Here is a 22,652-nt window from a genome sequence, read left to right as displayed (position 1 = left end):
CCCTGCTTCGCTGCGAATCCCCTCGGATAGGCTCGTCTGCATGCATTCTTGGTCCGAGACAGCCGTACCGTCCATTCCAGGCCAGGGACCCCCGCTTCGGTTGTACGACACCGCTGATCGACAGGTGCGGCCTGTCACACCGGGCGCCGAGGCGAAGATGTACGTCTGCGGCATCACCCCCTACGACGCCACCCATCTCGGTCACGCTGCCACCTATCTGACTTTCGACCTGGTGAACCGTCTGTGGCGCGACGCTGGGCACGAGGTGCACTACGTGCAGAACGTCACCGATGTCGACGACCCGCTCTTCGAACGCGCGGACCGCGACGGTGAGAACTGGATGGATCTGGGCACCCGCGAGATAGCACTGTTCCGCGAGGACATGGAAGCTCTCCGGGTACTTCCGCCGCGTGACTACATCGGCGCCATCGAATCGATCGGCGAGGTGATCGAGTTGGTGGACAAGCTCGTGGCCTCGGGGGCCGCATACACCGTGGATGACGCCGAGTTCCCGGATATCTACTTCCGAGCCGACGCCAATCCGGAGTTCGGCTACGAATCAGGGTACGACCGCGCGACGATGGACAAGTTCTTCGCCGAGCGTGGGGGAGACCCCGACCGGGTCGGAAAGAGGGATCCGCTGGACGCGCTCCTCTGGCGCGCCGAACGGACCGGCGAGCCCTCGTGGCCGTCGCCGTTCGGTCCAGGACGTCCTGGCTGGCACGTCGAGTGTGCGGCGATCGCGCTCAACCGCATCGGAACCGGATTCGACATCCAGGGTGGCGGCAGCGATCTGATCTTTCCCCATCACGAATTCTCGGCCGCGCACGCCGAAGCTGTCTCCGGTGGAGGACGTTTCGCACGCCACTACGTGCACACCGGCATGATCGGTCTGGACGGTGAAAAGATGTCCAAGAGTCGGGGGAACCTCGTGTTCGTTTCGACGTTGCGCGCCGAGGGCGTCGATCCGGCGGCCGTTCGGCTCGGTCTGATCGCCGGCCACTACCGCCAGGACCGGGCGTGGACCGACGAAGTTCTCGGCCGGGCCCACACTCGCCTGAAGCTCTGGCGTGACGCTGCGGCGCTCGAATCCGCGGTCAGCGCCGACGATGTCGTCATGCGTCTGCGGCAGCATCTCGCCGACGACCTGGACACCGCGAAGGCGCTCGACGCGCTCGATGCGTGGGCGAGCTTCGCGGTTGAGCGAGGCGGCTCGGACGTCTCTGCGCCGGGTGCATTCGCCGACGCCGTCGACGCGCTGCTGGGAATACCGCTGCGCTGACAGCTCTTCAGCGTAGGTCGGCCAGCAGGTCGGAAACGAGCCGTTCTTCCATGACGGCCTTCGACGACTCGCGCATCGCGGCCGCGAGCGCAGGATCCCATGCGCTCGCGGTCGGTTTACCTTTGAGCGGCTCGGAATTACGTACGTCGAGGGCCCGCGAGTACGAGTCGCTGTCCATCCGCCACGGTTGCGCGCCGTAGCGAGAGACCGCACGGGAGGTCATGTTCAGACCGGGCCAGTCGAAGTCGTTTCGCCAGTGCAGCACTGTTTCCGGCGCCAGCCCGGCGAGCAGCTTGTGCACGGCGGCGGACGGTTGCCCGTCGGTGCACACCAGGGGAGCGCACTCGGGGCCGAGGGTCCGTGCCGCCGCCGCCACCACCGCTACGTTCTCGCAGACGAAGACTCGATCGCCGAGATTGGTCAGCGGGCCCCGAGCGATCATGTCGAGGGTGAGCGTGAACGGGATGCCCAGCTCGGCGGCGTCATCGAGCCAGCGCCCGATCACATGGTCCTCGCGGACGCGGTAGTTCAACACGACCACTCGGCTCGACAGTGCGTCCACCGACACTCCGGCGGTTTCCCAGAGCAGGCGGATCCCGACCGGATCGACGGGGAGGGGGACCCCTTCGCGAAGGGAGAGCGCGTCGAGCACCAACTTCGGTGCACCCCCCGAGGACAATGCCTTGGTATCGCCGCAGGCCAGCTCTGCGAGCTCGGTGAGCGAGAGTCCGTCGACGGGCAGTTGCGCGAGAACACGGGCTGCCACTCGAAGAGCGTCGACCGCGACGCGGCCGCCGAGAGTTCCGTCCTGATTGAGAAGCGAGGACAACCAGCGGTCGGCCCAGTCCTCGTTCGATGCGGTGTCGAGAATCCCGCGCGCGTCGGCGAGCGCCGCGGCCTTGACCTCGGCCTTCTGCGCTGCGATGCGCTTCTTGTCGACGAGCGGGGCCTGGGCGGACAGAGTATCGACCAGTCCGAGACCACCGTTGGCGGGGTGCGCAAGCCAGCGGTCGAGTTCCCCCAGGTCCAGGCGACTCGTCTGCGCACGGCTGTGAAGTTTGGTGGTCGACTTGTTTATCGCGCTGAGCAGACGCCATAGTTCGGGAGCCCGCGACAACTGGACGGAGATCTTGCCGTCCACTGTCAACCAGTTCGACTCCAAGGATTTGCGAGCCGCACTCAGCAGCACCTCGAGCTCGGGACTGCCCCGCCAATCGATACTGCCCCGCCGGTCGGAGCCGGCCGGCACTTCGGATTCTCGGTCATCCGACAAATTCCAGCCCACCCTCCGCGTGTGTCGGAATTCGTCTGGTCAACGGTGAACCCAGCGCTGCCGCAAGATCCGTGCCGTCGTGCTCGGCGAACAACTCACCGTTCTCCCATACGAGCAGAGCCGCGCTGACGGTGTTCTCGGCCGTGGAATGGGCGAGATCGTAATGCGCGCACCCCGGCACGTCGGTGTAGGTGATCCACAGGTCGTACCCGGTCATGAACAGGTCGAGGTCGAATTGCACGCTCAACCCCAACAATTCGCCTCGACCGTTGTCGTCGACACCCGCAAATGCTTCGTCGAGCGCGAGAAGCCGGGGCGCGTGCGGGTCCGCGGACGAGAGCATCACGTGGGCGGCGGCGAACAACGGCAGGTGCAGCGAGACGGATTGCTCGCCGCCGGAGAGCGCGCTGTGGCGCGCCACGGTGAGCCGGTCCTCGGTGCCGTCACCGCGAATCAGGGTGAAGGAGAACACCCGCCAACGACGGTAGTCGAGCGTGGTCGCGAGAATCTCGGGGTACGAGCGTTCGGGATGGGCCGCGCGTGCGATGCGGATCTCCGAGGCGAAATGTGCACGCATCGCAGCCAAGTCGTCGGCCCCCAGCGCCGAGGCGTCCCTGTCCAGCAGCTTCGATACCGCACGTGCACCCTCGTCGAGGTTGTCCGCGAGCACCCAGTGCACCCCGATGGTGTTGCCCGAGGACATTCTTCGCTGCTTCATCTCGGCCGCCATCTGCGCGATCAGCTCGCGAGCGTCGACGGTCCGTTCGTGGATCTGCTGGGCCAGGCCGGTCAACAGGGCATCTTCGAGGATTCGACGCTCGTGCTCGGTCAGCAGGGTCTCCTGGTTGGACCGTGCGTTCTCGATCCGGTCGGCGAACTCACCGACGGAGGAATAGCCCTGTTCGTCCTGGACGCGCACGACGGTCAGCCCGTCGGGGGAATCCCAGTGCAGGCGGTAGTCCTGACCCGAGGACGCGAGTTGGGCGTCGAATTCCTGCAAAGCACCTGTCAGAGCGGTCCGGGTGCTCTTGCGGTAGGAATCGCTCGCCTTCACCGTTTCGGTTGCGGTATCGAGCGCGGCATGCAGCCGGTGCACCACCTGCGGCAGCACTGCGATCTCGGAATCGGGTGAGGATGCGTGCGCGATGCCGTAGAGGATTTGGTCGACGGTGAGCCAGGCGGACTCGCTCGACGGCCACGCGTAGGCCTCTGTCACTCCGAGGATCCCGAGCAGGTCCTTGCGGGCGTAGGGCGCAAGTCGGCCGGCGTCGTCGAGGGTTTCGGTCAGCGCGGCCCGCAGCGCCTCCTGGGCCGTGTTGCAGCCTCCCTCAGCTTTTCCGATAGCCTCACCGGCCTCCTTGTCGGTCTTTCGCGCAGCACGTTGTTCTACCTTGCAGGCCTCGATCTTCTCGCGTGCCCGTTCCAGATCCACGCTGATCTGATCGGCGGTGGAACCGAGTTTCTCGGTCAGGATGTCCAACCGCTGAACCTGCTGCAGATGGTTCTCCTCGGCGATGGCAGCTTCCTCGGCGAGTTCCTCCGCCAGTCCTGTGGCCTCCTCGAGGCGATTGTCGGCCTCCCGGGCCCGCTCGCTCTCTCTGACGTGTTCGCCGCGCCGACGCAATACCAGCTCACCCTGATTTCCGAAATGCCGAATGGCCGCGGCCAGGGAGTCGATGTCCCGCGCAGTGTGCGGAGTGCGGTGTGCAACTGCCGTGCTACGCAGCCGTTTCTCCTTCGCAGAGAGATCGGCGATCGACTGATCGAGCTCGAGGTCGGCGGCCGTCGCCGCTGCTGCCGACGTGCGGAGGGCACCGGCAGCCTCGGTCACCGACTTCTGCGCCCGCACGATCCCGGATACCTTCGGCAGCGCCTTGGCGGCAACGGTGAGGCCGCGCAGCAGTTCCTTCGCGGATCGTTCCTCGCTTCGGGCAGCGTCCAATGCAGCTGCCGCCGAATCGATCGCGGTGTTCAGCTCAGCGATGCGTGCGGCCCGGCGCCGGGCACGCGCCGTGGCTCCGATGTACTCGGCGTCGGATTTCTGGTGACGGCCCTGCTGCACGCCCTGCCAGAACCGGCCGTCGAGACCGATCGAGGTGCTCGCGTTCTCGTCGTGCTCGAGCGAGATCGAGGCCAGCACCGCGCGGATGACCGGTTCGGGGACCTCGGTTCCCGGTTCGGCTTCGAGCACGTCTGCGAGTGTGCGACCGCTGGGCCTCGTCGCCTCCGGCAACGGTACGAGATATTGCTCCGATTCCTCGGAATCCGGCCCATCCGCTGCCGAAATCCAGCCGTCGAGAAGGTTCGCCGCATGCAGAGCCGCTTCGATACCGGCCGCATCGACGGGGTTGATGCCGTCGGAGAATCGCACCAGCCGCCACAGGGGGGCGCCGACTCTGCCCTCCCGCTCGGCCGTCCTCGCAGCGAACGGAGGGGGTGCATCGTCGTGCTCGGCGCCGATGCGGTCCCTCTCCGAGCGCATCGAGGAAAGCTCGTCGGTCAACGCGACCACCGTGTTCGAGGCCTGCATGCGGGATGCGCGGACATTCTCGAGCCCGTCCGCGGACGCGTCGGCGAGCACGGCATCGAGACTGGGCGCATCGTCCTCACCGATCCGGGCAACGGCCGCATCCAGATCCTCGTATGCCGCGACGGTGATGCCAGCGGTGGCGTAGAGCCCCGAGTTCTCCGTCCACCAGGCACGCAGAGCTGAGGCGTACTGGGCCCGTGCCAGCTCGACCGAAGCCTCGGCCTCGGCAACCGCCGCCCGTGCGGACTCGTGCAGCCCACGTGCACGCGCAGCGCTCGTGTCGGCTCGAGTCCGTTCTGCCGCTGCCTTCTCGACGGTGCTCAGCGCCTCGCGGACCGCGCGAACATCGCCGTCGCGCTCCTCGGCGTGACCGCGCAGCGCCGTACTGAACTGGTCGGTGCGCGCCGAGGCGGGCACCGGTGCCCAGACGATACCGGCGTCCTCTGCTGCGATCTGGAGTTCGTCCTCGGCCCGGGTCAATGCGGCAGCGCAGTCGCGCAGTGCTGCGCTCGCACGGGCCGCCTCGGTGGAACGTTGTTCGAGGTCCGACTGCGCTTTGCGAGCACGCTCGGACTGCTGGGCGGCCGACACCTTGAGCTTGGCAGCGGACTCGGCGAGATCGTCGAGTTGTTGCTTGCCCTCGTATGCGCTCGAACGCTGCAACGTCTCACGATCGGCGATAGCTTGGTCCAGTGCCCGTTCGGCCTCGTCGAATCGGTGCTCGGCGGCCACGCGCTCGGCCAATCTGCGTTCTTTCAGCGCCGCAGCGGCGAAGTGCGCCGTGGTTGCGTGAGTGACGGCCTCGAGTCTGCGCGCAACCTGGTCGACATCCGAACGCGCCTGCACTCGCAAATACTTGGAGTAGACGCCGACAAAATTCCTGGCGGCGCGATCTGCCTGGGTCAGGCCTTCCAGGGCGCGACCGACCTCCTCCATGTCGCTGAACGAGCGCGCCGCCTCGAGCACGAGCTGATCGTCCAGCGGGCGCAGACCGTCGGTGAGCGCCTGCGAAAGCCCCTTCGGGTCCAGGTTTTTCGCCAGCTGCGGTCGCCGCAGCGTCAGGATGAGATTGATCAGCTGGTCGTATCGTTGGGCTCCCAATCCGAACATGCGCGCATCGATCGCGGCCCGGTAGTCCACCGGTCGGTCCGTGATGGCGTCGGTGCCCAGCTGCTCGGCGAGTTGCTTCTTCGTCAGCGGCCGGTCATCGGGTCCGAGAAGCGAGAAATCGACTCCCACACGGCCGTCGGCGACGAAGTACCAGCGCGTCACCTTGTCGTTCTGACGGCTCGCGCGCATGCCGATGCCGACGGTGACCGACTCCGGATCGTGGCGTGATCCTCGACCGAACTCCATCCAGACGTACGAGTGTGCGCTCTCCTGACCGCGGTAGAGCAGATTGGACTTCATCGTCCGCTCCTCACCGGCGAACGGATTGAGCCGGCGAGGTTCGATTCGCCCATCCAGGACGAACGGGAACAACACTTCCAGCGCCTTGGTCTTACCGGACCCGTTCGGTCCCCGGAGTACCAGTCGTCCGTCGGCGAACGAGAATTCCTGATCTCGGTAGTCCCACAGGTTGATGATTCCGGCTCGCGTGGGACGGAAGCGTCGGGCGTGTGCCGTCATGCAGTGGCCTCGTTTTCTGTGCTGTCGCCGGTGAACAGGGAGTCCTGGGGTGCCCGATCTCGAATACTGACCATCACGTCGCGGTACCGCGCGATCACCGGAAGCACGATGACTCCTCCGGAAACGATGTGCACGAGGCGAAGTCGATGCAGCATGTCCACCGCGCGTGCACGTAACCCGTCGGGATCGGCCTGCCACTGCGCGGCGAACGTACGACCGAAACGCTCGACCAGGGCGCCGACGGTGTCCACGAGCCAGCTCTGCTCGATGAACGGGTACGTCTGTTCACGCCGGTTGCTTTCGAACGCGGCCGCCGTTGTCGTCGACACTGCGGACTCGGCGAGGTCGTCGAAGACGCCTCCGCCGGGAATGGCGTCGTCGAGGAGTGCAAGCAGGGCGGAGTCGTCGCCGATCGGATGACGGACCAGCGCGGGCGCATCCGGATCGACGACGCGGTCCGATATCTCTCCTGCCAGGAGCAAAGCGACCTGCGCAATCGTGCCGGTACCGGGAAAGCGTATGTCGGACAGTCGTCCCGAGGTGTCGATCAACGCGACACCCTCGGCGCGACGCTCCGAGACGAGGCCGGTGAGAAGCTCGACCTCCGCAACGGTTCGCGGCGCGGCGAGGGCAGTGCGCCCATCGGGGTCCAGATCGTCGAAGTAGACCACGGGATGCTCGACGAGAGCTCGGCGTACGCGCCGCAGGACCTCTTTCGGGTCCTCCGGACCGCGTGCCTCGTCGTCCGCACCGGCCGGGGCCTCGAACCCCGCGAGCAGACCAGCGGCCGAGCGCAGATGTTGCACGGCGCGTGGGGGCCGGAACAGCGCCAATACGACGGGCCGCTCGATGTCGTAGAGCGCCTCACCTGCGGCAGGATTGTGGGCCCACCCGCCGGCGTCACCGTCGGCGAGGGAGATCGCTCCCCGGGCGGCGAGCCAACCGACTGCATCGACGAACGCGTCGCGATCGGATGCGCGATCGGCTTCGAGCTCGACGCCGTCGACCTGACCGGCCTCGGCTGCGACGTGGTCGGCCAGCTCGGACAGTGTGATCTGATTGCCCGCTCGCCCGAGAGCAGCGAGCGAGAGTGCCAGGTAGGCGTACCGACGCCGGTCGAACACACGGTCCGTGCCAGTGCGCGCGGGCTGGCTGGCATCCAGGCTGTCGAGAACGGGAAACAGGCGGGCGGTGGTTTCGGTGACCTCGAGGCGATAGCCGAACAGCTCGAGAAGATCCTCGCGTAGTTCCGTCGCCCAACGCCGCAGGAGTGGGAGCGCGATCCGATCCGGGTACGACGGCGTGACGAGGTGGTTGGCCAGCGCCACTCTCGCTGCGCGCTGATAGGAATCCAGTGCCAGGGTGGGGATCTCGCGTGCTCTCATCGCGCCACCACCTCCGCGACGTCGAGCTGCAGCCGATCCAGGTGCAGCCGCCCGCGCGTGGTCTGCACCACCGTCGAGATCGGGCTTTCGCTCAGGGTCAGTCGGACACCGCTGTCGGAGCCGGTACCGCTGGCGGTGCGTCCGCTCACTCGCACGCGCGCAGTCAGTGCGGCGTTGAGCAGGCTCAGCAGCACCTCGGTCTCCTCTTCGCTCAGAACGCGCTCGTACACCCCGGTCGCTGCCAGTGATTGTGCCGCGGCGCTGCGGGTCCGCTGTGCCTCGAGTTGCTGCTCGCGGAGCCGCCGGACTCCGCCGTCGTTGCGTTGCAGGCGGCCGGGCATGCCCGGGGTCGGGGTGCGTCCCGTCTCGGCCAACGTCCGTGAGATCTCGACGGGCGGCGCCTCCCACCATGTTCTCGACGAGGGCACGATGTCCGCGTCGGGATGGACCATCGACAGGTGACGCGGCCGCCCCAAGCCGAACACGGCATGAAAGAGCGCGTGCGCGCTGTCCTCCGACGAGGTGTTGGCGAACCACCCGGCGAGGTGCCGGAGCTGGCTTTCCCGGCTCACACCACCCTTGCGTGTCTCGGTCACACGCCGGAGCAGCGACAGTACGGCCGCGATCGCGCTCATCGTGCCCTCGCGCAGGCGATCGGACTCGCTCGTTTCGGCCTCGGCAGCGACGAACCAGTGCGAGAGACCGGACCAGCGGGCCTGCCAGTCGGCACGCCGTTCCTCGACGCTCAGGAACACCCGTTCGTCGCTGACGGCGGCCCGCTCGATCAACTCGGTGATCCCGGTCGACTCGACGAGCGCGATCGCGTCCGCCAGCTTCGGTGCGTACCTGCTGAGATCGGAACTGAACTCACGCATGTGCGTGAGCAGGGCGTCCTTGTGAACGAGGAACGATTCGGGGGTGATCTCCGTGGTCCGAACCAGATCCCCGAGGACCAGGTAGAAATGTGCGGCGCGGGTCGCCATTTCCGACAAGGTGGAGTCCAGCCGACTGAGCTTGCGGAAGATCCGGTCGCCGTCACCCTGACGGTTCGCCTCGGCCAACTCGTGCATGTCGGCGAGAAGTTCGGGGAGTACGAGGCGCGAGAGCGAGGCGTCGTCGAGCCGTGCTCCGAGGACGTCCTCGACCGCGCGGAATGCCGCGTACCCGGCCTGGCTGAACTGGTAGACGAAATGGCGATTTCGGTACTCGGCAAGGGTGGCGGCCCGCGAGCCGTCGTAGCTGCGTTCGAGGAGATCCCACGAGTGGAGTTGTTCGAGCAGGGGAGCGGTGTCGGCGGCGCTCAACTGCCCTTCGGGAGGCGCGTGGCGGGCTAGGGTGTCCGCGACGTCCGCCGCGTGCAGCAGCACCACGTAGTTGGCACGGGCTACGTCGAAGGCTCGCAGCACCCACAGGTACTCGGTGCGCTTTTCCGCAACGGTGAACGCGAACAACTTGAGGCGATCTTCCTGCAGGAACGCGGCCGCGGGCCCGAGTTGCGGGTCGTCACCTGATTCGCTCACTGGAACAGGGTAGGCGTTGGCCCTGTACGAGCGAAAACGTGCGGCTACAGCTGCACGGTGACTTTCCCGTCGACCACGGCCGCCGGATACGTTCGGACCGACCCGATCCCGCTCGGACAGGAACCGTCGTCGAGAGAGAACGTGTACTGATGCAGCGGACACACCACCACCGAGCCGTCTATCTGCCCGTCGGCCAGGGGCCCGCCCTTGTGCGGACACACGGCATCCATGGCGCGGACTGTGCCGTCTCCCAGTAGGAACACGGCCAGCTGTTTGCCGTCCACGACGTATGTGCGTCCCTCGCCGGGAGTGAGATCCTCGAGGGCCCCGACTGGGACCGCATCGACCGGGATGCTCATCGGACCGGCACCCGCGGCAGCGGCAGCAACGGCAGCGACGGCGTGAACTGGGCCGGCGACTTCGGTTCCACTCGGTCCTGCCATGGATCTCGATATCCGTCCACCGACGTTTGCATGCGCTGCGCCAGTCCTTCGGCAATGCCGTCCGCGTCGTCGATCAATGTCCGTTGCAGCGTTTCCAGGCCCACCCGCGGTACCCAGGCATAGGTGCGTTCGAGCCAGCCTGCGGTTTCGCGGTAGTGCTGGATGAAAAGCCCCGCGACGCGGAGAACTTCCTCGGCGCCGACTACCGTCGCCAGCAGATCGCCCTTGCGCACGTGTGCACCTGCCGCGCCGCCGACGTAGATCTCCCAGCGGTCGTCGCCGACGGAGACCACTCCCAGGTCCTTGCACAGGGCCTCGGAACAATTGCGAGGACAACCCGCCACGGCTAGCTTGAGCTTCGCAGGCGTCTCGAGACCCTGAAAGCGTTCCTCCATGGCAATGCCCAGCGCGGTCGAATCGCCGAGACCGAACCTGCAGAAGTCGCTGCCGACACAAGTCTTGACGGTTCTCATGCTCTTGCCGTATGCGAAACCCGAAGGCATATCCAGATCGCCCCACACCTTGGGTAGGTCTTCCTTCTTGATCCCGAGCAGATCGATCCGCTGGCCGCCGGTGACCTTGACCAACGGGACCCCGTATTTATCGGCCACATCGGCGATTCGGCGCAGTTGATCCGGTGTGGTCACCCCGCCCTTCATCTGGGGGACAACCGAGAACGTACCGTCGCGCTGAATGTTCGCGTGCACGCGGTCGTTGATGAACAGAGCGCCCCGCTCGTCCACCCAATCGGGCCCCCACACGGTGCGTAGCAGCGACGCGAGCGGCATCTTCGACGCCGCGTCCTCGCGCCCGTCGGTTGCCAGTTCGGCGAAGACCTGCGAGACCGACCGCAGATCTCGCTCACGGACGACGGCGATGAGCTCTGGTTTGGTCAGCGGGATGCAGGGCACGTACCAGTCGGCGGCCGGATCGGATTCGACGGCGCCCCCGGCTGCGCACGCCAGGATATCGGCGACGAGGCCCTTGCAGGAACCGCAACCCTTGCCGGCACGCGTCGCCGCGGCGATATCGCTCATCGACTTCGCCCCGGCATGCACGCACGCAACGATCGCGCCCTTGGTGACACCGTTGCAGTTGCAGACCTGCACGTCGTCGGCCAGTTCCGCCGCGCTCGTGGCAGCGGAGGGCGTACCCATGTCGAAGAGCATGCTGATGCGCTCCTCCGGCAGCGGCACTTTCTCGTCGAAGGCTTGGGTCAGGAAGTTCGCTTTGCCGATGTCGCCGAGCAGTGTGGCACCGATGAGTTTGCCGTCTCGAACGACAACACTCTTGTAGGTGCCGCTGCGAGGTTCGTAGAACTGGACGAACTCGTCGTCCTCGCGTTCGGGGCCCTGGACTCCCATTGCGGCGACGTCGACCCCGGCAACCTTGAGCTTCGTTGTCGACCGCGAACCGTGGTACGCAGCGGCCGGGTTGCTACCGGTCAGATGGTCGGCCAGGACCGCAGCCTGCTCCCAAAGCGGGGCGACGAGCCCGTAGACCTCGCCGCGGTGCTGGCAGCACTCACCGACAGAGTAGATGGATCCCTCGTCCTCGCAACGCAACTGATCGTCGACGACGATGCCTCGCTCGATCACCAGGCCACCGCCGCGGGCGAACTCGACGTTGGGTCGGATGCCCGCGGTCACAACGATCATGTCGGCGGCGAGCCAGGTGCCGTCGTTGAATTCGACGCCGGCCACACTTCCGGACTCGGTGCGTCGCACGGCGGTCGTCCGTTTCGACGTGTGCACCCCCACCCCGAGCGAGGTGATCTTGTTCCGTAGCAGGCGTCCGCCGCGCTCGTCGAGCTGCTGATTCATCAGGTGTCCGGGGGAGTGGACGACGTCGACTTTCATGCCCTGAGTCCGCAGACCGTAGGCGGCCTCGAGTCCGAGCAGCCCCCCGCCGATGACCACCGCGGCCAGTTCGTCCTGGGCGCCCGCCATCTGCAGCATGCCGTTGGTGTCCGCGATGGTGCGGAAACCGAACACCCCGCGCGCAAGCCGCCCGTCCGGCTCGCGTAGTCCGTCCATGTTGGGAAAGAAGGTGTTGCTGCCGGTCGCGATGACGAGCACGTCGTACTCCACGACGCGTCCGCTCTCGCATCGAACGGACTTGGCGAAACGATCGAGCGAGATTGCGCGATCACCGGCGTAGAGGGTGATGCCGTTCTCGCGATACCAGCTCATAGGGTTGAGCAGCAGTTCCTCATCGTCCACGCCGGTCTCGCCGGCAAGGACGTGCGAGAGCATGATCCGGTTGTAGTTACCGTAGGGTTCGTCACCGATCATCGTGATCTCGAAGGTGTCGTCGGCATCCTTGCCGGCACTGCGCGCGAGAATCTCCTCGACCGTGCGGGCACCGGCCATGCCGTTGCCGACGACGAGCAGCCGCTGCATCAGATCAACACCAGGCCGAAGTCGACGACGACTTCACCGGACGTGCCTTCGGGGGCCGCGATCACCAGTTCGAGCACAGAATCCGGGTCGACATCCTCGACGACACGCAGCGGAACGTTGACGCCGTCCCTGGCCCCCATCGGGAACATCCGCATCGGCAGGCCGTCCCGCAGAAGCGTCACGACGATCAACTCGTCGCTCGAATTGCCGCCGCGAAAGTACAGGGGCTGTGCAATCGACCCCGAGGGGACGACGAAGCTGGTCGAAACATCGATCACCTCGGGCTTGCTCAACCCGTGTCCGGTGAACGGAAAGACGCCCTGCAGAAAACGCGGTGTGCTGGCCATGAACACAGGTTGGTCTCTGCCGGTGACACCGCCACTGCGTCCGCGTTACGGCCGCATCAGCAAGTTCTCACCACGAACCAGCTGTGGCTGTGCGTTCGAGCAGTCACAGGCCGAAGTTCCCAGGTCCACGGCGTCGCAGGTATCGCTCGAACTCTGCCGCGATGGCGTCGCCGTCGATCTTGGAGATCGCCTCGGAGATGTCCGTCTCGGCATCGCCCCGCTCCTCGAGGGTTCGGACGTAGTCGCTGATCTCGTCGTCCTCTTTCGTCATCTCGGTGACGGCCTCCTCCCACTCCTCGGCTTGGGCGGGCAGTTCGCCGAGCGGTACCTCGATGTCGAGAACCTCCTCCACCCGCTGCAACAGGGCGACCGTGGCCTTCGGGTTCGGTGGCTGCGAGACGTAATGCGGGACTGCCGCCCAGAACGAGACCGCAGGTACACCGGCTTTGACACATTCGTCCTGCAGCACGCCGGTGATACCCGTCGGCCCCTCGTATCGGGTCTGTTCGAGGTTGAAGCGTTCGGCAGGTTCGACGCTGTACGCGCTTCCCGTGACCGGCACGGGCCGAGTGTGCGGTGTGTCGGCCAGGAGCGCGCCGAGGATGACAACGGTGTCCACACCCAACTGCTCGATGAACTCGAGGAGATCGTCGCAGAAGCTGCGCCACCGCATGTTCGGTTCGATGCCGCGCAGCAACACCACATCGCGCTTGCTTCCGGGGGGAGAGCACACCGACAACCGGGTCGCAGGCCACTGGATCTCACGGGTGACACCGTCGACCTGCCGGATCGTGGGCCTGTTGACCTGGTAGTCGTAGTAATCCTCCGAGTCCAACTCGGCAAGGGGGCTGGCATCCCACGTCAGCTCGAGGTGCTCGACGGCGCCGCTCGCTGCGTCGCCCGCGTCGTTCCATCCCTCGAACGCGGCCACCAAGATCGGGTCGCGAAGGGAGGGGAACTCCACTTCGTCCTCGGCGAAATCGTCTTCGGGGTCGAACTCGGCATCCGGCGAGATCGGTGTTGCGTTCGACACAGCGGAGGACACCGCGTTGAGCAGTGTTTCCGCAGCGCTGGTGGACTCACCGGGTGCTGTGTCGTCTTTGTCGGCGGAGAAATTGCCGTCTCGGTTTCGGGGACTCACCACGACAGCCTACGACCAGCCCGGCCGCGCGCGGTGACAGCTCGAGTGCCTGTCATGAGCACAGCTCGGTGCCCACTACTCTGTAGGGATGCCTGCGCTACACAAGACCAGTCTGCTGGATGCGATGAAAACGCGCGTCGTCATCGGCGACGGGGCCATGGGCACGATGTTGCAGGATGCGCATCTGACGTTGGACGATTTCCTCGGACTCGAGGGCTGCAACGAGATCCTCAACGACACCCGCCCCGACGTGCTGCGCGAGATTCACCGCGCGTACTTCGCCGCAGGCGCCGACGCCGTCGAGACGAACACCTTCGGGTGCAACCTGCCCAACCTCGCGGACTACGACATCGCGGACCGCATCCGCGAACTTGCGGAGAAGGGCACGCGCCTCGCCCGCGACACTGCCGATGAAATGGGTCCCGGACGCGACGGCATGGAGCGGTTCGTCCTCGGGTCGATGGGGCCGGGCACGAAACTGCCGACCCTCGGGCATGCTCCGTTCGCGATTCTGCGCGACGCGTACACCGAAGCGGCTCTCGGCATGATCGATGGCGGCGCCGACGCCATCCTCGTCGAGACGTGCCAGGACTTGCTGCAGGTCAAGGCCGCGATCATCGGAAGCCAGCATGCGATGGACCGACTCGGCGTCCGCATTCCGATCATCACCCACGTCACGGTCGAGACGACGGGCGCGATGCTCGTCGGCAGTGAGATCGGCGCGGCGCTGACGGCGCTCGAACCCCTCGGCATCGACATGATCGGGCTCAACTGCGCGACCGGGCCGGCGGAGATGAGCGAGCACCTTCGGCACCTGTCGAAGCACTCGAGGCTGCCGGTTTCCGTGATGCCCAACGCAGGCCTACCGACTCTCGGGCCGAACGGTGCCCTCTATCCGCTGACGGCACCCGAGCTGGCTACTGCGCTCGGTACCTTTGTCACCGAATACGGTCTCTCGCTCGTCGGCGGCTGCTGCGGTACCACCCCCGAGCACATCGCGCAGGTCGCCGATCTCGTGCACGGGCTGCAGAAGGCCGAACGCGTCCCGGCTCCCGAGCCCGGGGTGTCGTCGATCTACACCGCCGTCCCGTTCGAGCAGGACGCCAGCATCCTGATGATCGGTGAGCGCACCAACTCCAACGGTTCCAAAGCGTTCCGCGATGCAATGCTGTCCGAGGACTACGAAAAATGCCTCGACATCGCCAAGGACCAGATCCGCGACGGCGCGCACATGCTGGATCTGAACGTGGACTACGTCGGACGTGACGGCGCTGCCGATATGGCAGCGCTGGCATCGCGCTTGGCGACGGCGTCGACCCTGCCGATCATGCTCGATTCCACCGAACCTGCGGTTCTCGAAGCAGGCCTCGAACATCTCGGAGGGCGCAGCGCGGTCAACTCCGTCAACTACGAGGACGGTGACGGCCCGGACTCGCGATTCCAGAAGATCATGCAGCTCGTGAAAGAGCACGGCGCCGCCGTCGTCGCGTTGACCATCGACGAGGAAGGTCAGGCTCGCACCGCAGAGTGGAAAGTCCGTGTCGCCGACAGGTTGATTGAGGACATCACCACCAACTGGGGCCTACGTCACGAGGACATCATCGTCGACACCCTGACCTTTCCCATTTCGACCGGTCAGGAAGAGGTGCGCCGGGACGGCATCGAAACAATCGAGGCGATCCGGCAGCTCAAGGCCAAGTATCCGAAGGTCCACACGACGCTGGGCCTGTCCAACATTTCGTTCGGTCTCAACGCCGCAGCACGTCAGGTACTCAATTCGGTGTTCCTGCACGAATGCACCGAGGCCGGTCTGACCACAGCCATCGTGCACGCATCGAAGATCCTGCCGATGAACAAGATTCCCGACGAGCAACGCGAGACCGCACTCGATCTGGTCTACAACCGACGTCGCGAGGGGTACGACCCGCTGCAGAAGCTGATGCAGCTCTTCGAGGGTGTGTCCGCTGCCTCGGCTCGCGAATCCCGTGCCGAGGAGCTGGGACGCCTACCGCTGTTCGAGCGCCTCGAACGGCGCATCGTCGATGGTGAACGCAACGGTCTCGATGCCGACCTCGACGCCGCGATGGACGAGAAGCCGCCGCTGGAGATCATCAACGAGACCCTGCTTTCGGGCATGAAGACCGTGGGTGAACTGTTCGGTTCGGGTCAGATGCAGCTGCCGTTCGTGCTCGCCTCGGCTGAGGTGATGAAAGCCGCAGTGGCTCATCTCGAGCCCCACATGGAGGCGACGGACGACGACGGCAAGGGCCGCATCGTGCTGGGCACCGTCAAGGGCGACGTCCACGACATCGGCAAGAACCTGGTCGACATCATTCTCAGCAACAACGGCTACGAAGTGGTCAATCTCGGTATCAAACAACCGATTTCGTCGATACTCGACGCGGCTCTGGACAAACGAGCCGACGTCATCGGGATGTCCGGGCTGCTGGTCAAGTCGACGGTGGTCATGAAGGACAACCTGATCGAGCTCAACAACAAGGGTGTGGCCGAGAAGTTCCCGGTGTTGCTCGGCGGGGCAGCACTGACCCGGTCGTATGTCGAGAACGATCTGCAGGAGATCTACGAGGGTGACGTGCATTACGCGCGAGACGCTTTCGAGGGTCTGCGTCTGATGGACACGATCATGACCACCAAGCGCGGTGGCGGTCCGGCACCCGACAGCCCCGAGGCACTCGAGGCGAAGGCGAAGGCAGCCGAGCGCAAAGCGCGCCACGAACGGTCGAGGCGGATCGCCGAGCAGCGAAAGGCGAGTGCGGAACCCGTCGTCGTACCCGAGCGATCCGATGTGGCCACCGATATCGAAACTCCGGTTCCGCCGTTCTGGGGTACCCGCATCGTCAAGGGTGTCGCACTCGCCGAGTATTCGGGTCTGCTCGACGAACGCGCCCTCTTCCTCGGGCAGTGGGGACTGCGCGGGGCCCGCAAGGGCGAGGGGGCAACGTACGAGGACCTCGTCGAATCCGAGGGCAAGCCGCGGCTGCGGTATTGGCTCGACCGACTCAGCACCGATGGCATTCTCGCTCACGCCGCACTGGTCTACGGCTACTTCCCCGCAGTATCGGAGGGCGACGACGTGGTGGTCCTGGAAGAGCCGAATCCAGATGCCGCAGAGAAGTTCCGGTTCACCTTTCCGCGACAGCAGCGTGACCGTTTTCTGTGCATCGCCGATTTCATCCGATCCCGTGATGCAGCTCGCGAGAGCGGTCAGGTCGATGTACTCCCGATGAACCTGGTGACCATGGGCCAACCGATCGCGGATTTCGCGAACGAGTTGTTCGCGGCGGATTCCTACCGCGACTACCTCGAAGTGCACGGAATCGGCGTGCAGCTGACCGAGGCGCTCGCCGAGTACTGGCACCGGCGGGTACGCGAGGAGCTGAAGCTCTCGGGCGGGCACAGCGTCGCCGAGAACGATCCCAAGGAGGCCGAGGGTTTCTTCAAGCTCGAATATCGCGGCGCTCGTTACTCGTTCGGATACGGAGCCTGCCCGGATCTCGAGGACCGCATCAAACTCGCAGCCCTGCTCGAACCGGAACGGATCGGTGTCAAACTTTCGGAGGAGCTTCAGCTCCACCCAGAGCAGTCGACCGACGCATTCGTGCTCCACCACCCGGAAGCCAAGTACTTCAATGTATGAGAACAACGATTTCCTCGGTGTCCTGTTCGACATGGACGGCACACTGCTCGACTCGGAGAAGATCTGGGACGTGGCAGTCGCCGAGCTCTCGCTGGAACTGGGCCGTGAGCTCACCGCAGAGGTGCGCGAGAGCACCCTCGGCAACTCGATGCACGGCGCGCTACGCAAGGTCTTTGCCCACACCGGCACCGACGCGACCGACAGCGCTCTGCAGGACAGCCGCAACTGGTTGACCGAACGCGTTGCGGAGCTTTTCTCGCAAGGCATTCCGTGGCGACCCGGTGCGAAGGACACTCTGGCGCTCGCTCGCGAGATGGGTCTGAAGACCGCGTTGGTGACGAACACCGAACGCGGACTCGTCGAGAATGCGCTCGAGACCATCGGCCGCGAGTACTTCGACTTCACCGTCAGTGGAGACGAGGTCGACGAGGGAAAGCCGCACCCGGCACCGTATCTACGAGGGGCGTCGCTGCTCGGTCTGGATCCGGCCACGTGTTTGGCCATCGAGGATTCGCCGACGGGATCGCTCTCGGCTTACCGGGCCGGATGCTCGGTGTTGCTCGTGCCCTCCGAGGTCGCTGTGAGCCCTGGTCCTGGCTATGTCATTCGCGAGACTCTGCTGGGCGTCACCGCCGGCGACCTCCGATCCGCCTGGTGCGATGCGCAGGTATCGGCGTCCTCATGAAAGAATCACAGACCGTGAAGACCTTCGATTCCCTGTTTGCCGAGCTCACCGACCGCGCCGATTCTCGTCCCGAGGGCTCGGGCACGGTCGCTGCGTTGGACGCCGGCGTGCATTTTCAGGGCAAGAAGATCATCGAGGAGGCGGGTGAGGTGTGGATCGCCGCCGAGCACGAGAGCGACGAGGCTCTCGCGGAGGAGATCTCACAGTTGCTGTACTGGGTTCAGGTGTTGATGGTCGGGCGAGGTCTGACGCCCAAGGATGTTTACCGACATCTGTGAGCATGTCTTCCACCGCACTGCTCTCCACTATGACCGAAGGATCACGCAATGTTGCGCGTAGCTGTTCCCAACAAAGGTGCCCTGTCCGAATCCGCCGCCGAGATTCTCAGCGAAGCGGGCTACCGACGCCGTAGTGACTCCAAGGATCTGACGGTGCTCGATCCGGCCAACGGTGTCGAGTTCTTCTTCCTCCGCCCCAAGGACATTGCGATCTACGTCGGTTCCGGTGAACTCGACCTGGGTATCACCGGCCGAGATCTCGCGCTCGACTCGGGGGCGCCGGTCGACGAGATCCTGTCCCTCGGTTTCGGGCGGTCTACGTTTCGGTACGCTGCGCCCGCCGGTAAGGAGTGGTCACCGAATGATCTCGGTGGCCTGCGCATTGCCACGTCGTACCCGAACCTCGTCAAAGCCGACCTCGCGGCGCGTGGACTCGAGGCGACCGTCATCCGCCTCGATGGCGCAGTCGAGATCTCCATTCAACTCGGTGTCGCCGACGCCATCGCGGATGTGGTCGAATCCGGGCGTTCGCTGCGTCAGAACAATCTGGTTGCCTTCGGCGAATCGCTGTGCGATTCGGAAGGTGTGCTGATCGAACGCGCTGGCGGCAACAGCACCGACAAGACCCGCAAGCAGCTGATCGCACGGGTACAGGGCGTGGTGTTCGCTCAGCAATACCTGATGCTCGACTACGACTGCCCGAAGTCAATTCTCGACGAGGCCGTCAAGATCACTCCGGGTATCGAATCGCCGACGCTCTCGCCGATGGCGGACGAGAACTGGCTCGCCGTGCGCGCGATGGTCTCTCGCAAGGTCCACAACACCGTGATGGACGAGTTGGCCGAACTCGGTGCCAAAGCCATTCTTGCCTCGGACATCAGGTCGTGCCGAGCGTTCTGAAAGCTGTTCAGGGTCTGGGCCGCACCAGCACCGTCTGAGCGATCCGTCCCACCGGTCCGTGCTCGTCGTGAAGAACGCCTGCTGACATGGCGAATCCGTCGGGCCCGGTGGAGGTCTCAGCCGAGATTCCCACCCATTCGCTCTCCGGAACCCGGAAGATGTGGACAGTGAGATCGGTGTTGAGGAACGTCCATTCGTCGAGGTCGAGCTTCGCGCCGATCCCGTTGGCGATGTCCGCGACGGCGAACAGTCGTTCCAACGGCGTCATGGTCTCGCCGAGAACCAAAGCGGTACTCGCTCGAGCCCAGACCTGTCCAGGTCCGGGGCCGCCGAGTTTTCCGAGGGCGCGTATCTCGACGTTGTCCAGGTAGCCGGATTTCCACGTCCCCTCCCAGACGTGTTGCGAGGCCTCCGACACCGGCGCCAGGGGTGGATCGGCCGCGTAGGCGACCTGCGCGGTGTCGACCGTGGACAGTCGCCAAGCGGTTGCTCGTGCCACCGCCCGGTCAGCTGTGTTCCCGGAGTGCTCCCAGAGTTCGGCGATCACCAGTTCGATGTTCCTACCCGGCCGCTCCACCCAGGATCTGACCTCGATTTCTGCAATCGGTACCGGGCCGAGTAGCTCGACCACGACACGGGAGACACGAACGTCTGCCCGTGCGCCGACTCGTTCGAGAGCGCGCAGCAGCAACGCCGACGGGGGAGCTCCGTGCTGCATGGTCGGCGCCCAGAGGCTGACGGTCCGCTCGGTGGTCGCGAACACCTCGTTTCCCGCTGCATTGCGGCCGAGCGGGACGAAGAAGGCGTCATGCTCCGTTTGCCCGGTCACGACGCGGACTCCGAAACGAGCAAATTCGCCGCATCGACGGTTGTGGGCCATCCTGGATACGCTGGGGGAGTGCCACCGAACTCCGGGCACAGTGCCTGGTGATCGCACCAGTTGCAGAGCTTTCCGCGTTTGGGACGAAAATCGCCGGACTCGCCGGCGGCGAGAATCGCCCGCCAGATCGCCGAGAGCATCCGCTCGAAACGAACCAATTCGCCTTCGTCGGGCTTGTAGGTGAGCGACTGCTTGTCCGCCAGGTACATCAGTTTGAGCTGAGCCGGTACGACACCTCGCATCCGCATGACCACCAAGGCATAGAACTTCATCTGGAAGAGCGCCTTCGCCTCGGTGAACTCACGCGGCGACTTGCCGGTCTTGTAGTCGACGACACGCAGCATGCCGTTGGACGCCACGTCGATTCGATCGATGAAACCGCGCAGCGGAGTGCCGTCTGCCAGTTCGATTTCCACCCGCTGCTCGCAGCACTCCGGATCGAATCGGGTCGGATCTTCCATCTCGTAATACCCCGTGACGAGGCTGCGGGCCTGCTCGAGCAGGGTCGCCAGCTCGTTCCCGGAGATCAGCTCGGCCAACTGCGGTGATTCGGCAATAACCTTGTCCCACGCCGGCTCGATCAACTCGACGGCGCTGTCGCAGTCTCGCTTCGAGCTCGGTATCGCGTACAGCGCTTCGAGGGCAGCATGCACCACGGTTCCCTTGACCTGAGCAGTGGTCGACCGTTCCGGAATACGATCGATCGCACGAAATCGATACAGCAACGGGCACTGCTTGAAGTCGTTCGCGCGCGACGGTGACAACGCTGGTCTGCTGCGACGAACAGGTGGATCCGACACATCCGTAATACTCACATCACGCAGACTAAGCCCGTGGTCCGACGAAATCGTTCAGGCCAGTAGTGTGAGCGAATCGAGTCGATCGTCCGCCCTGGACCGACTGCACCGGTTCAGCAAGCGAAAGAGGTAGTCGACTGTGTCCTCGGACAGTGTGTTCTCGGTCAGCGAGACGTCGGACGAAGGTCCCGTCGACAGCACCGGGCCCACACCCGAGATCGCAAGCACCGAACCTGCTCGCAGCGGACCTTTCCGAGTAGGGGACCGCGTACAGCTCACCGACGGCAAAGGCCGGCACTACACCGTCGTACTGGAGGCGGGCAAAGAGTTTCACACCCACCGCGGCGGCATCACCCATGACGCGCTCATCGGTACCGACGAGGGCAGCGTGGTCACTTCGGTCAACGGGACGCCGTACCTGGCGCTTCGGCCGCTGTTGACGGACTACGTATTGTCCATGCCCCGCGGTGCGCAGGTCATCTATCCCAAGGATGCTGCCCAGATCGTGCACGAGGGTGACATCTTTCCTGGCGCCAGGGTTCTCGAGGCAGGAGCCGGCTCCGGTGCACTGACGTGCTCGCTACTTCGGGCCGTGGGTTCGGAAGGTGCGGTGATCTCCTACGAGATCCGTCAGGATCACGCCGACTACGCCGTGAAGAACGTCGAGACCTTCTTCGGCGCGCGACCGGACAACTGGTCTCTCACCGTCGCGGATATCGACGCTTTCGGCAGTGATCGCCCCGGCGAGAGAGTCGATCGGGTCATCCTCGACATGCTGTCCCCCTGGGACGCACTGCCCGCAGTCGCGGATGCTCTGGTGCCCGGCGGCGTTCTCATCGTGTACGTCGCGACGGTCACCCAGCTCTCACGCGTCGTGGAAGCGCTGCGCGCACAGGAGTGCTGGACCGAACCGAGGTCCTGGGAATCGATCGTGCGCGGCTGGCACGTCGTCGGACTGGCGGTGCGTCCCGAGCATCGGATGCAGGGCCACACCGCGTTCCTCGTCAGCGCTCGCAAGCTCGCTGCAGGCACGGTCACTCCGAAACCTCAACGCAGATCGGGCAAGGGCTGAACGTCGGCCGTGCGCAAACCGGTCAGACGCAGGGGGCCTGACCCATCGCGAGGAGTTGGCACGTGCTCGCCTCCGACAACTTCCAGTCTCCGTCGATCAGTACCCATGTGTTCGGCGTGGGAGCGGCCGTACCTCGCGGGGTTGCGATCGTCACCGGCGCGCTCACGGTTTCACCCGCGACGGTCGGCTCGGCTACCTCGAACGTGATCTCCCCGTAGTTCGCCAGCGCTGCGGTCATGGTCTCGAAGTTGGCCAGGCGCGCTTGCCCGTTCTCTACAGCGGCGACCTTGGTCGCGGCATCGACATCGGGAGAGACGAGCAGTGCCAACGATCGGGTGAGCTCGTCCGTCGTCGGCGCGGCGCTCACCGCTGCTTCGGACGTGGTCACGGCGGCAGAGTCCGAACTGTGATCTGCGTGATCGGATTCATC

General features: G+C 65.2%; 17 protein-coding genes. 6 read left to right on the top strand and 11 right to left on the bottom strand.

Annotated features, from left to right (window positions below):
* The first annotated feature begins 40 nt into the window (after positions 1 to 40).
* Positions 41 to 1,282 carry a cysteine--1-D-myo-inosityl 2-amino-2-deoxy-alpha-D-glucopyranoside ligase gene (gene mshC / locus J1M86_RS16025; protein WP_075839737.1) on the top strand — a complete coding sequence of 414 codons (1,242 nt, stop codon included), beginning with the start codon at positions 41 to 43 and terminating at the stop codon, positions 1,280 to 1,282.
* Positions 1,283 to 1,289: 7 nt separating this feature from the next.
* Here the strand turns inward: mshC and J1M86_RS16020 are convergent, their stop codons facing one another.
* From J1M86_RS16020 to J1M86_RS15985, 8 genes are all read right to left on the bottom strand, one after another.
* Entirely contained in the window at positions 1,290 to 2,531 is a 1,242-nt protein-coding gene (locus J1M86_RS16020) for a DUF2399 domain-containing protein (protein ID WP_206510633.1), read from the bottom strand.
* A 13-nt stretch (positions 2,532 to 2,544) separates the two neighbouring features.
* Positions 2,545 to 6,714, bottom strand: coding sequence for a TIGR02680 family protein (locus tag J1M86_RS16015; protein WP_206510632.1), 4,170 nt, complete (start codon positions 6,712 to 6,714; stop codon positions 2,545 to 2,547).
* Positions 6,711 to 8,099: a DUF2398 family protein gene (locus J1M86_RS16010; protein WP_206510631.1), complete on the bottom strand. Its 1,389-nt coding sequence runs from the start codon at positions 8,097 to 8,099 to the stop codon at positions 6,711 to 6,713. Before J1M86_RS16010 ends, J1M86_RS16015 begins: the two co-directional genes overlap by 4 nt.
* Entirely contained in the window at positions 8,096 to 9,571 is a 1,476-nt protein-coding gene (locus J1M86_RS16005; RefSeq protein WP_241260228.1) for a TIGR02677 family protein, read from the bottom strand. Before J1M86_RS16005 ends, J1M86_RS16010 begins: the two co-directional genes overlap by 4 nt.
* Positions 9,572 to 9,663: 92 nt before the next feature.
* Positions 9,664 to 9,978 carry a Rieske 2Fe-2S domain-containing protein gene (locus J1M86_RS16000; RefSeq protein ID WP_075839770.1) on the bottom strand — a complete coding sequence of 105 codons (315 nt, stop codon included), beginning with the start codon at positions 9,976 to 9,978 and terminating at the stop codon, positions 9,664 to 9,666.
* Positions 9,975 to 12,464, bottom strand: coding sequence for a nitrite reductase large subunit NirB (gene nirB / locus J1M86_RS15995; RefSeq protein ID WP_206510629.1), 2,490 nt, complete (start codon positions 12,462 to 12,464; stop codon positions 9,975 to 9,977). The genes J1M86_RS16000 and nirB overlap by 4 nt, the downstream gene beginning before the upstream one ends.
* A complete protein-coding gene (locus J1M86_RS15990; protein WP_206510628.1) occupies positions 12,464 to 12,811 on the bottom strand; it encodes a molybdopterin oxidoreductase in 348 nt (115 codons plus the stop codon). The genes nirB and J1M86_RS15990 overlap by 1 nt, the downstream gene beginning before the upstream one ends.
* A gap of 103 nt (positions 12,812 to 12,914) precedes the next feature.
* Positions 12,915 to 13,775, bottom strand: a complete 861-nt coding sequence (locus tag J1M86_RS15985; protein ID WP_307786687.1) for a PAC2 family protein — start codon at positions 13,773 to 13,775, stop codon at positions 12,915 to 12,917.
* Between the two features lie 265 nt (positions 13,776 to 14,040).
* On the opposite strand from J1M86_RS15985, the gene metH reads away from it, so the two are divergent.
* Genes metH through hisG form a run of 4 tightly spaced genes read left to right on the top strand, consistent with a single transcriptional unit; the run spans position 14,041 to position 19,473 of the window.
* Positions 14,041 to 17,610, top strand: coding sequence for a methionine synthase (gene metH / locus J1M86_RS15980; protein WP_206510627.1), 3,570 nt, complete (start codon positions 14,041 to 14,043; stop codon positions 17,608 to 17,610).
* On the top strand, positions 17,603 to 18,295 hold the full coding sequence (locus J1M86_RS15975) for an HAD family phosphatase (protein WP_206510626.1): 693 nt from the start codon (positions 17,603 to 17,605) through the stop codon (positions 18,293 to 18,295). Before metH ends, J1M86_RS15975 begins: the two co-directional genes overlap by 8 nt.
* On the top strand, positions 18,292 to 18,573 hold the full coding sequence (locus J1M86_RS15970; RefSeq protein WP_187346772.1) for a phosphoribosyl-ATP diphosphatase: 282 nt from the start codon (positions 18,292 to 18,294) through the stop codon (positions 18,571 to 18,573). Before J1M86_RS15975 ends, J1M86_RS15970 begins: the two co-directional genes overlap by 4 nt.
* 48 nt (positions 18,574 to 18,621) lie before the next feature.
* Positions 18,622 to 19,473, top strand: coding sequence for an ATP phosphoribosyltransferase (gene hisG / locus J1M86_RS15965; RefSeq protein ID WP_075839741.1), 852 nt, complete (start codon positions 18,622 to 18,624; stop codon positions 19,471 to 19,473).
* Between the two features lie 7 nt (positions 19,474 to 19,480).
* Here hisG and J1M86_RS15960 read toward each other — a convergent pair whose 3' ends face one another.
* Together J1M86_RS15960 and J1M86_RS15955 are read right to left on the bottom strand one after the other, a co-directional pair.
* Positions 19,481 to 20,302, bottom strand: a complete 822-nt coding sequence (locus J1M86_RS15960) for a thioesterase family protein (RefSeq protein WP_075839742.1) — start codon at positions 20,300 to 20,302, stop codon at positions 19,481 to 19,483.
* A complete protein-coding gene (locus J1M86_RS15955; protein WP_307786686.1) occupies positions 20,299 to 21,162 on the bottom strand; it encodes a RecB family exonuclease in 864 nt (287 codons plus the stop codon). Before J1M86_RS15955 ends, J1M86_RS15960 begins: the two co-directional genes overlap by 4 nt.
* 205 nt (positions 21,163 to 21,367) lie before the next feature.
* On the opposite strand from J1M86_RS15955, the gene J1M86_RS15950 reads away from it, so the two are divergent.
* Complete coding sequence (locus tag J1M86_RS15950; protein ID WP_206511072.1) at positions 21,368 to 22,222, top strand: tRNA (adenine-N1)-methyltransferase; 855 nt, start codon at positions 21,368 to 21,370, stop codon at positions 22,220 to 22,222.
* Between the two features lie 22 nt (positions 22,223 to 22,244).
* On the opposite strand, the gene J1M86_RS15945 is transcribed toward J1M86_RS15950, so the two are convergent.
* On the bottom strand, positions 22,245 to 22,610 hold the full coding sequence (locus tag J1M86_RS15945) for a hypothetical protein (protein ID WP_241260169.1): 366 nt from the start codon (positions 22,608 to 22,610) through the stop codon (positions 22,245 to 22,247).
* Between the last annotated feature and the right edge of the window lie 42 nt (positions 22,611 to 22,652).

This window comes from Rhodococcus sp. KRD197, assembly GCF_017168235.1.
In the GTDB taxonomy this organism is placed as follows: domain Bacteria; phylum Actinomycetota; class Actinomycetes; order Mycobacteriales; family Mycobacteriaceae; genus Rhodococcoides.
The sequence above is the reverse complement of the archived record's forward strand: the minus strand, read 5'-3'. Positions and strand labels throughout refer to the sequence as shown.

What these genes read in the sequence shown, in the direction of transcription:
- J1M86_RS16015 (WP_206510632.1), bottom strand. Translation starts at nt 6,714, where the DNA reads ATGACGGCACACGCCCGACGCTTCCGTCCCACGCGAGCCGGAATCATC.
- J1M86_RS15990 (WP_206510628.1), bottom strand. Translation starts at nt 12,811, where the DNA reads ATGGCCAGCACACCGCGTTTTCTGCAGGGCGTCTTTCCGTTCACCGGA.
- metH (WP_206510627.1), top strand. Translation starts at nt 14,041, where the DNA reads ATGCCTGCGCTACACAAGACCAGTCTGCTGGATGCGATGAAAACGCGC.
- J1M86_RS16000 (WP_075839770.1), bottom strand. Translation starts at nt 9,978, where the DNA reads ATGAGCATCCCGGTCGATGCGGTCCCAGTCGGGGCCCTCGAGGATCTC.
- J1M86_RS16010 (WP_206510631.1), bottom strand. Translation starts at nt 8,099, where the DNA reads ATGAGAGCACGCGAGATCCCCACCCTGGCACTGGATTCCTATCAGCGC.
- J1M86_RS15975 (WP_206510626.1), top strand. Translation starts at nt 17,603, where the DNA reads ATGTATGAGAACAACGATTTCCTCGGTGTCCTGTTCGACATGGACGGC.
- mshC (WP_075839737.1), top strand. Translation starts at nt 41, where the DNA reads ATGCATTCTTGGTCCGAGACAGCCGTACCGTCCATTCCAGGCCAGGGA.
- J1M86_RS15970 (WP_187346772.1), top strand. Translation starts at nt 18,292, where the DNA reads ATGAAAGAATCACAGACCGTGAAGACCTTCGATTCCCTGTTTGCCGAG.
- hisG (WP_075839741.1), top strand. Translation starts at nt 18,622, where the DNA reads ATGTTGCGCGTAGCTGTTCCCAACAAAGGTGCCCTGTCCGAATCCGCC.
- nirB (WP_206510629.1), bottom strand. Translation starts at nt 12,464, where the DNA reads ATGCAGCGGCTGCTCGTCGTCGGCAACGGCATGGCCGGTGCCCGCACG.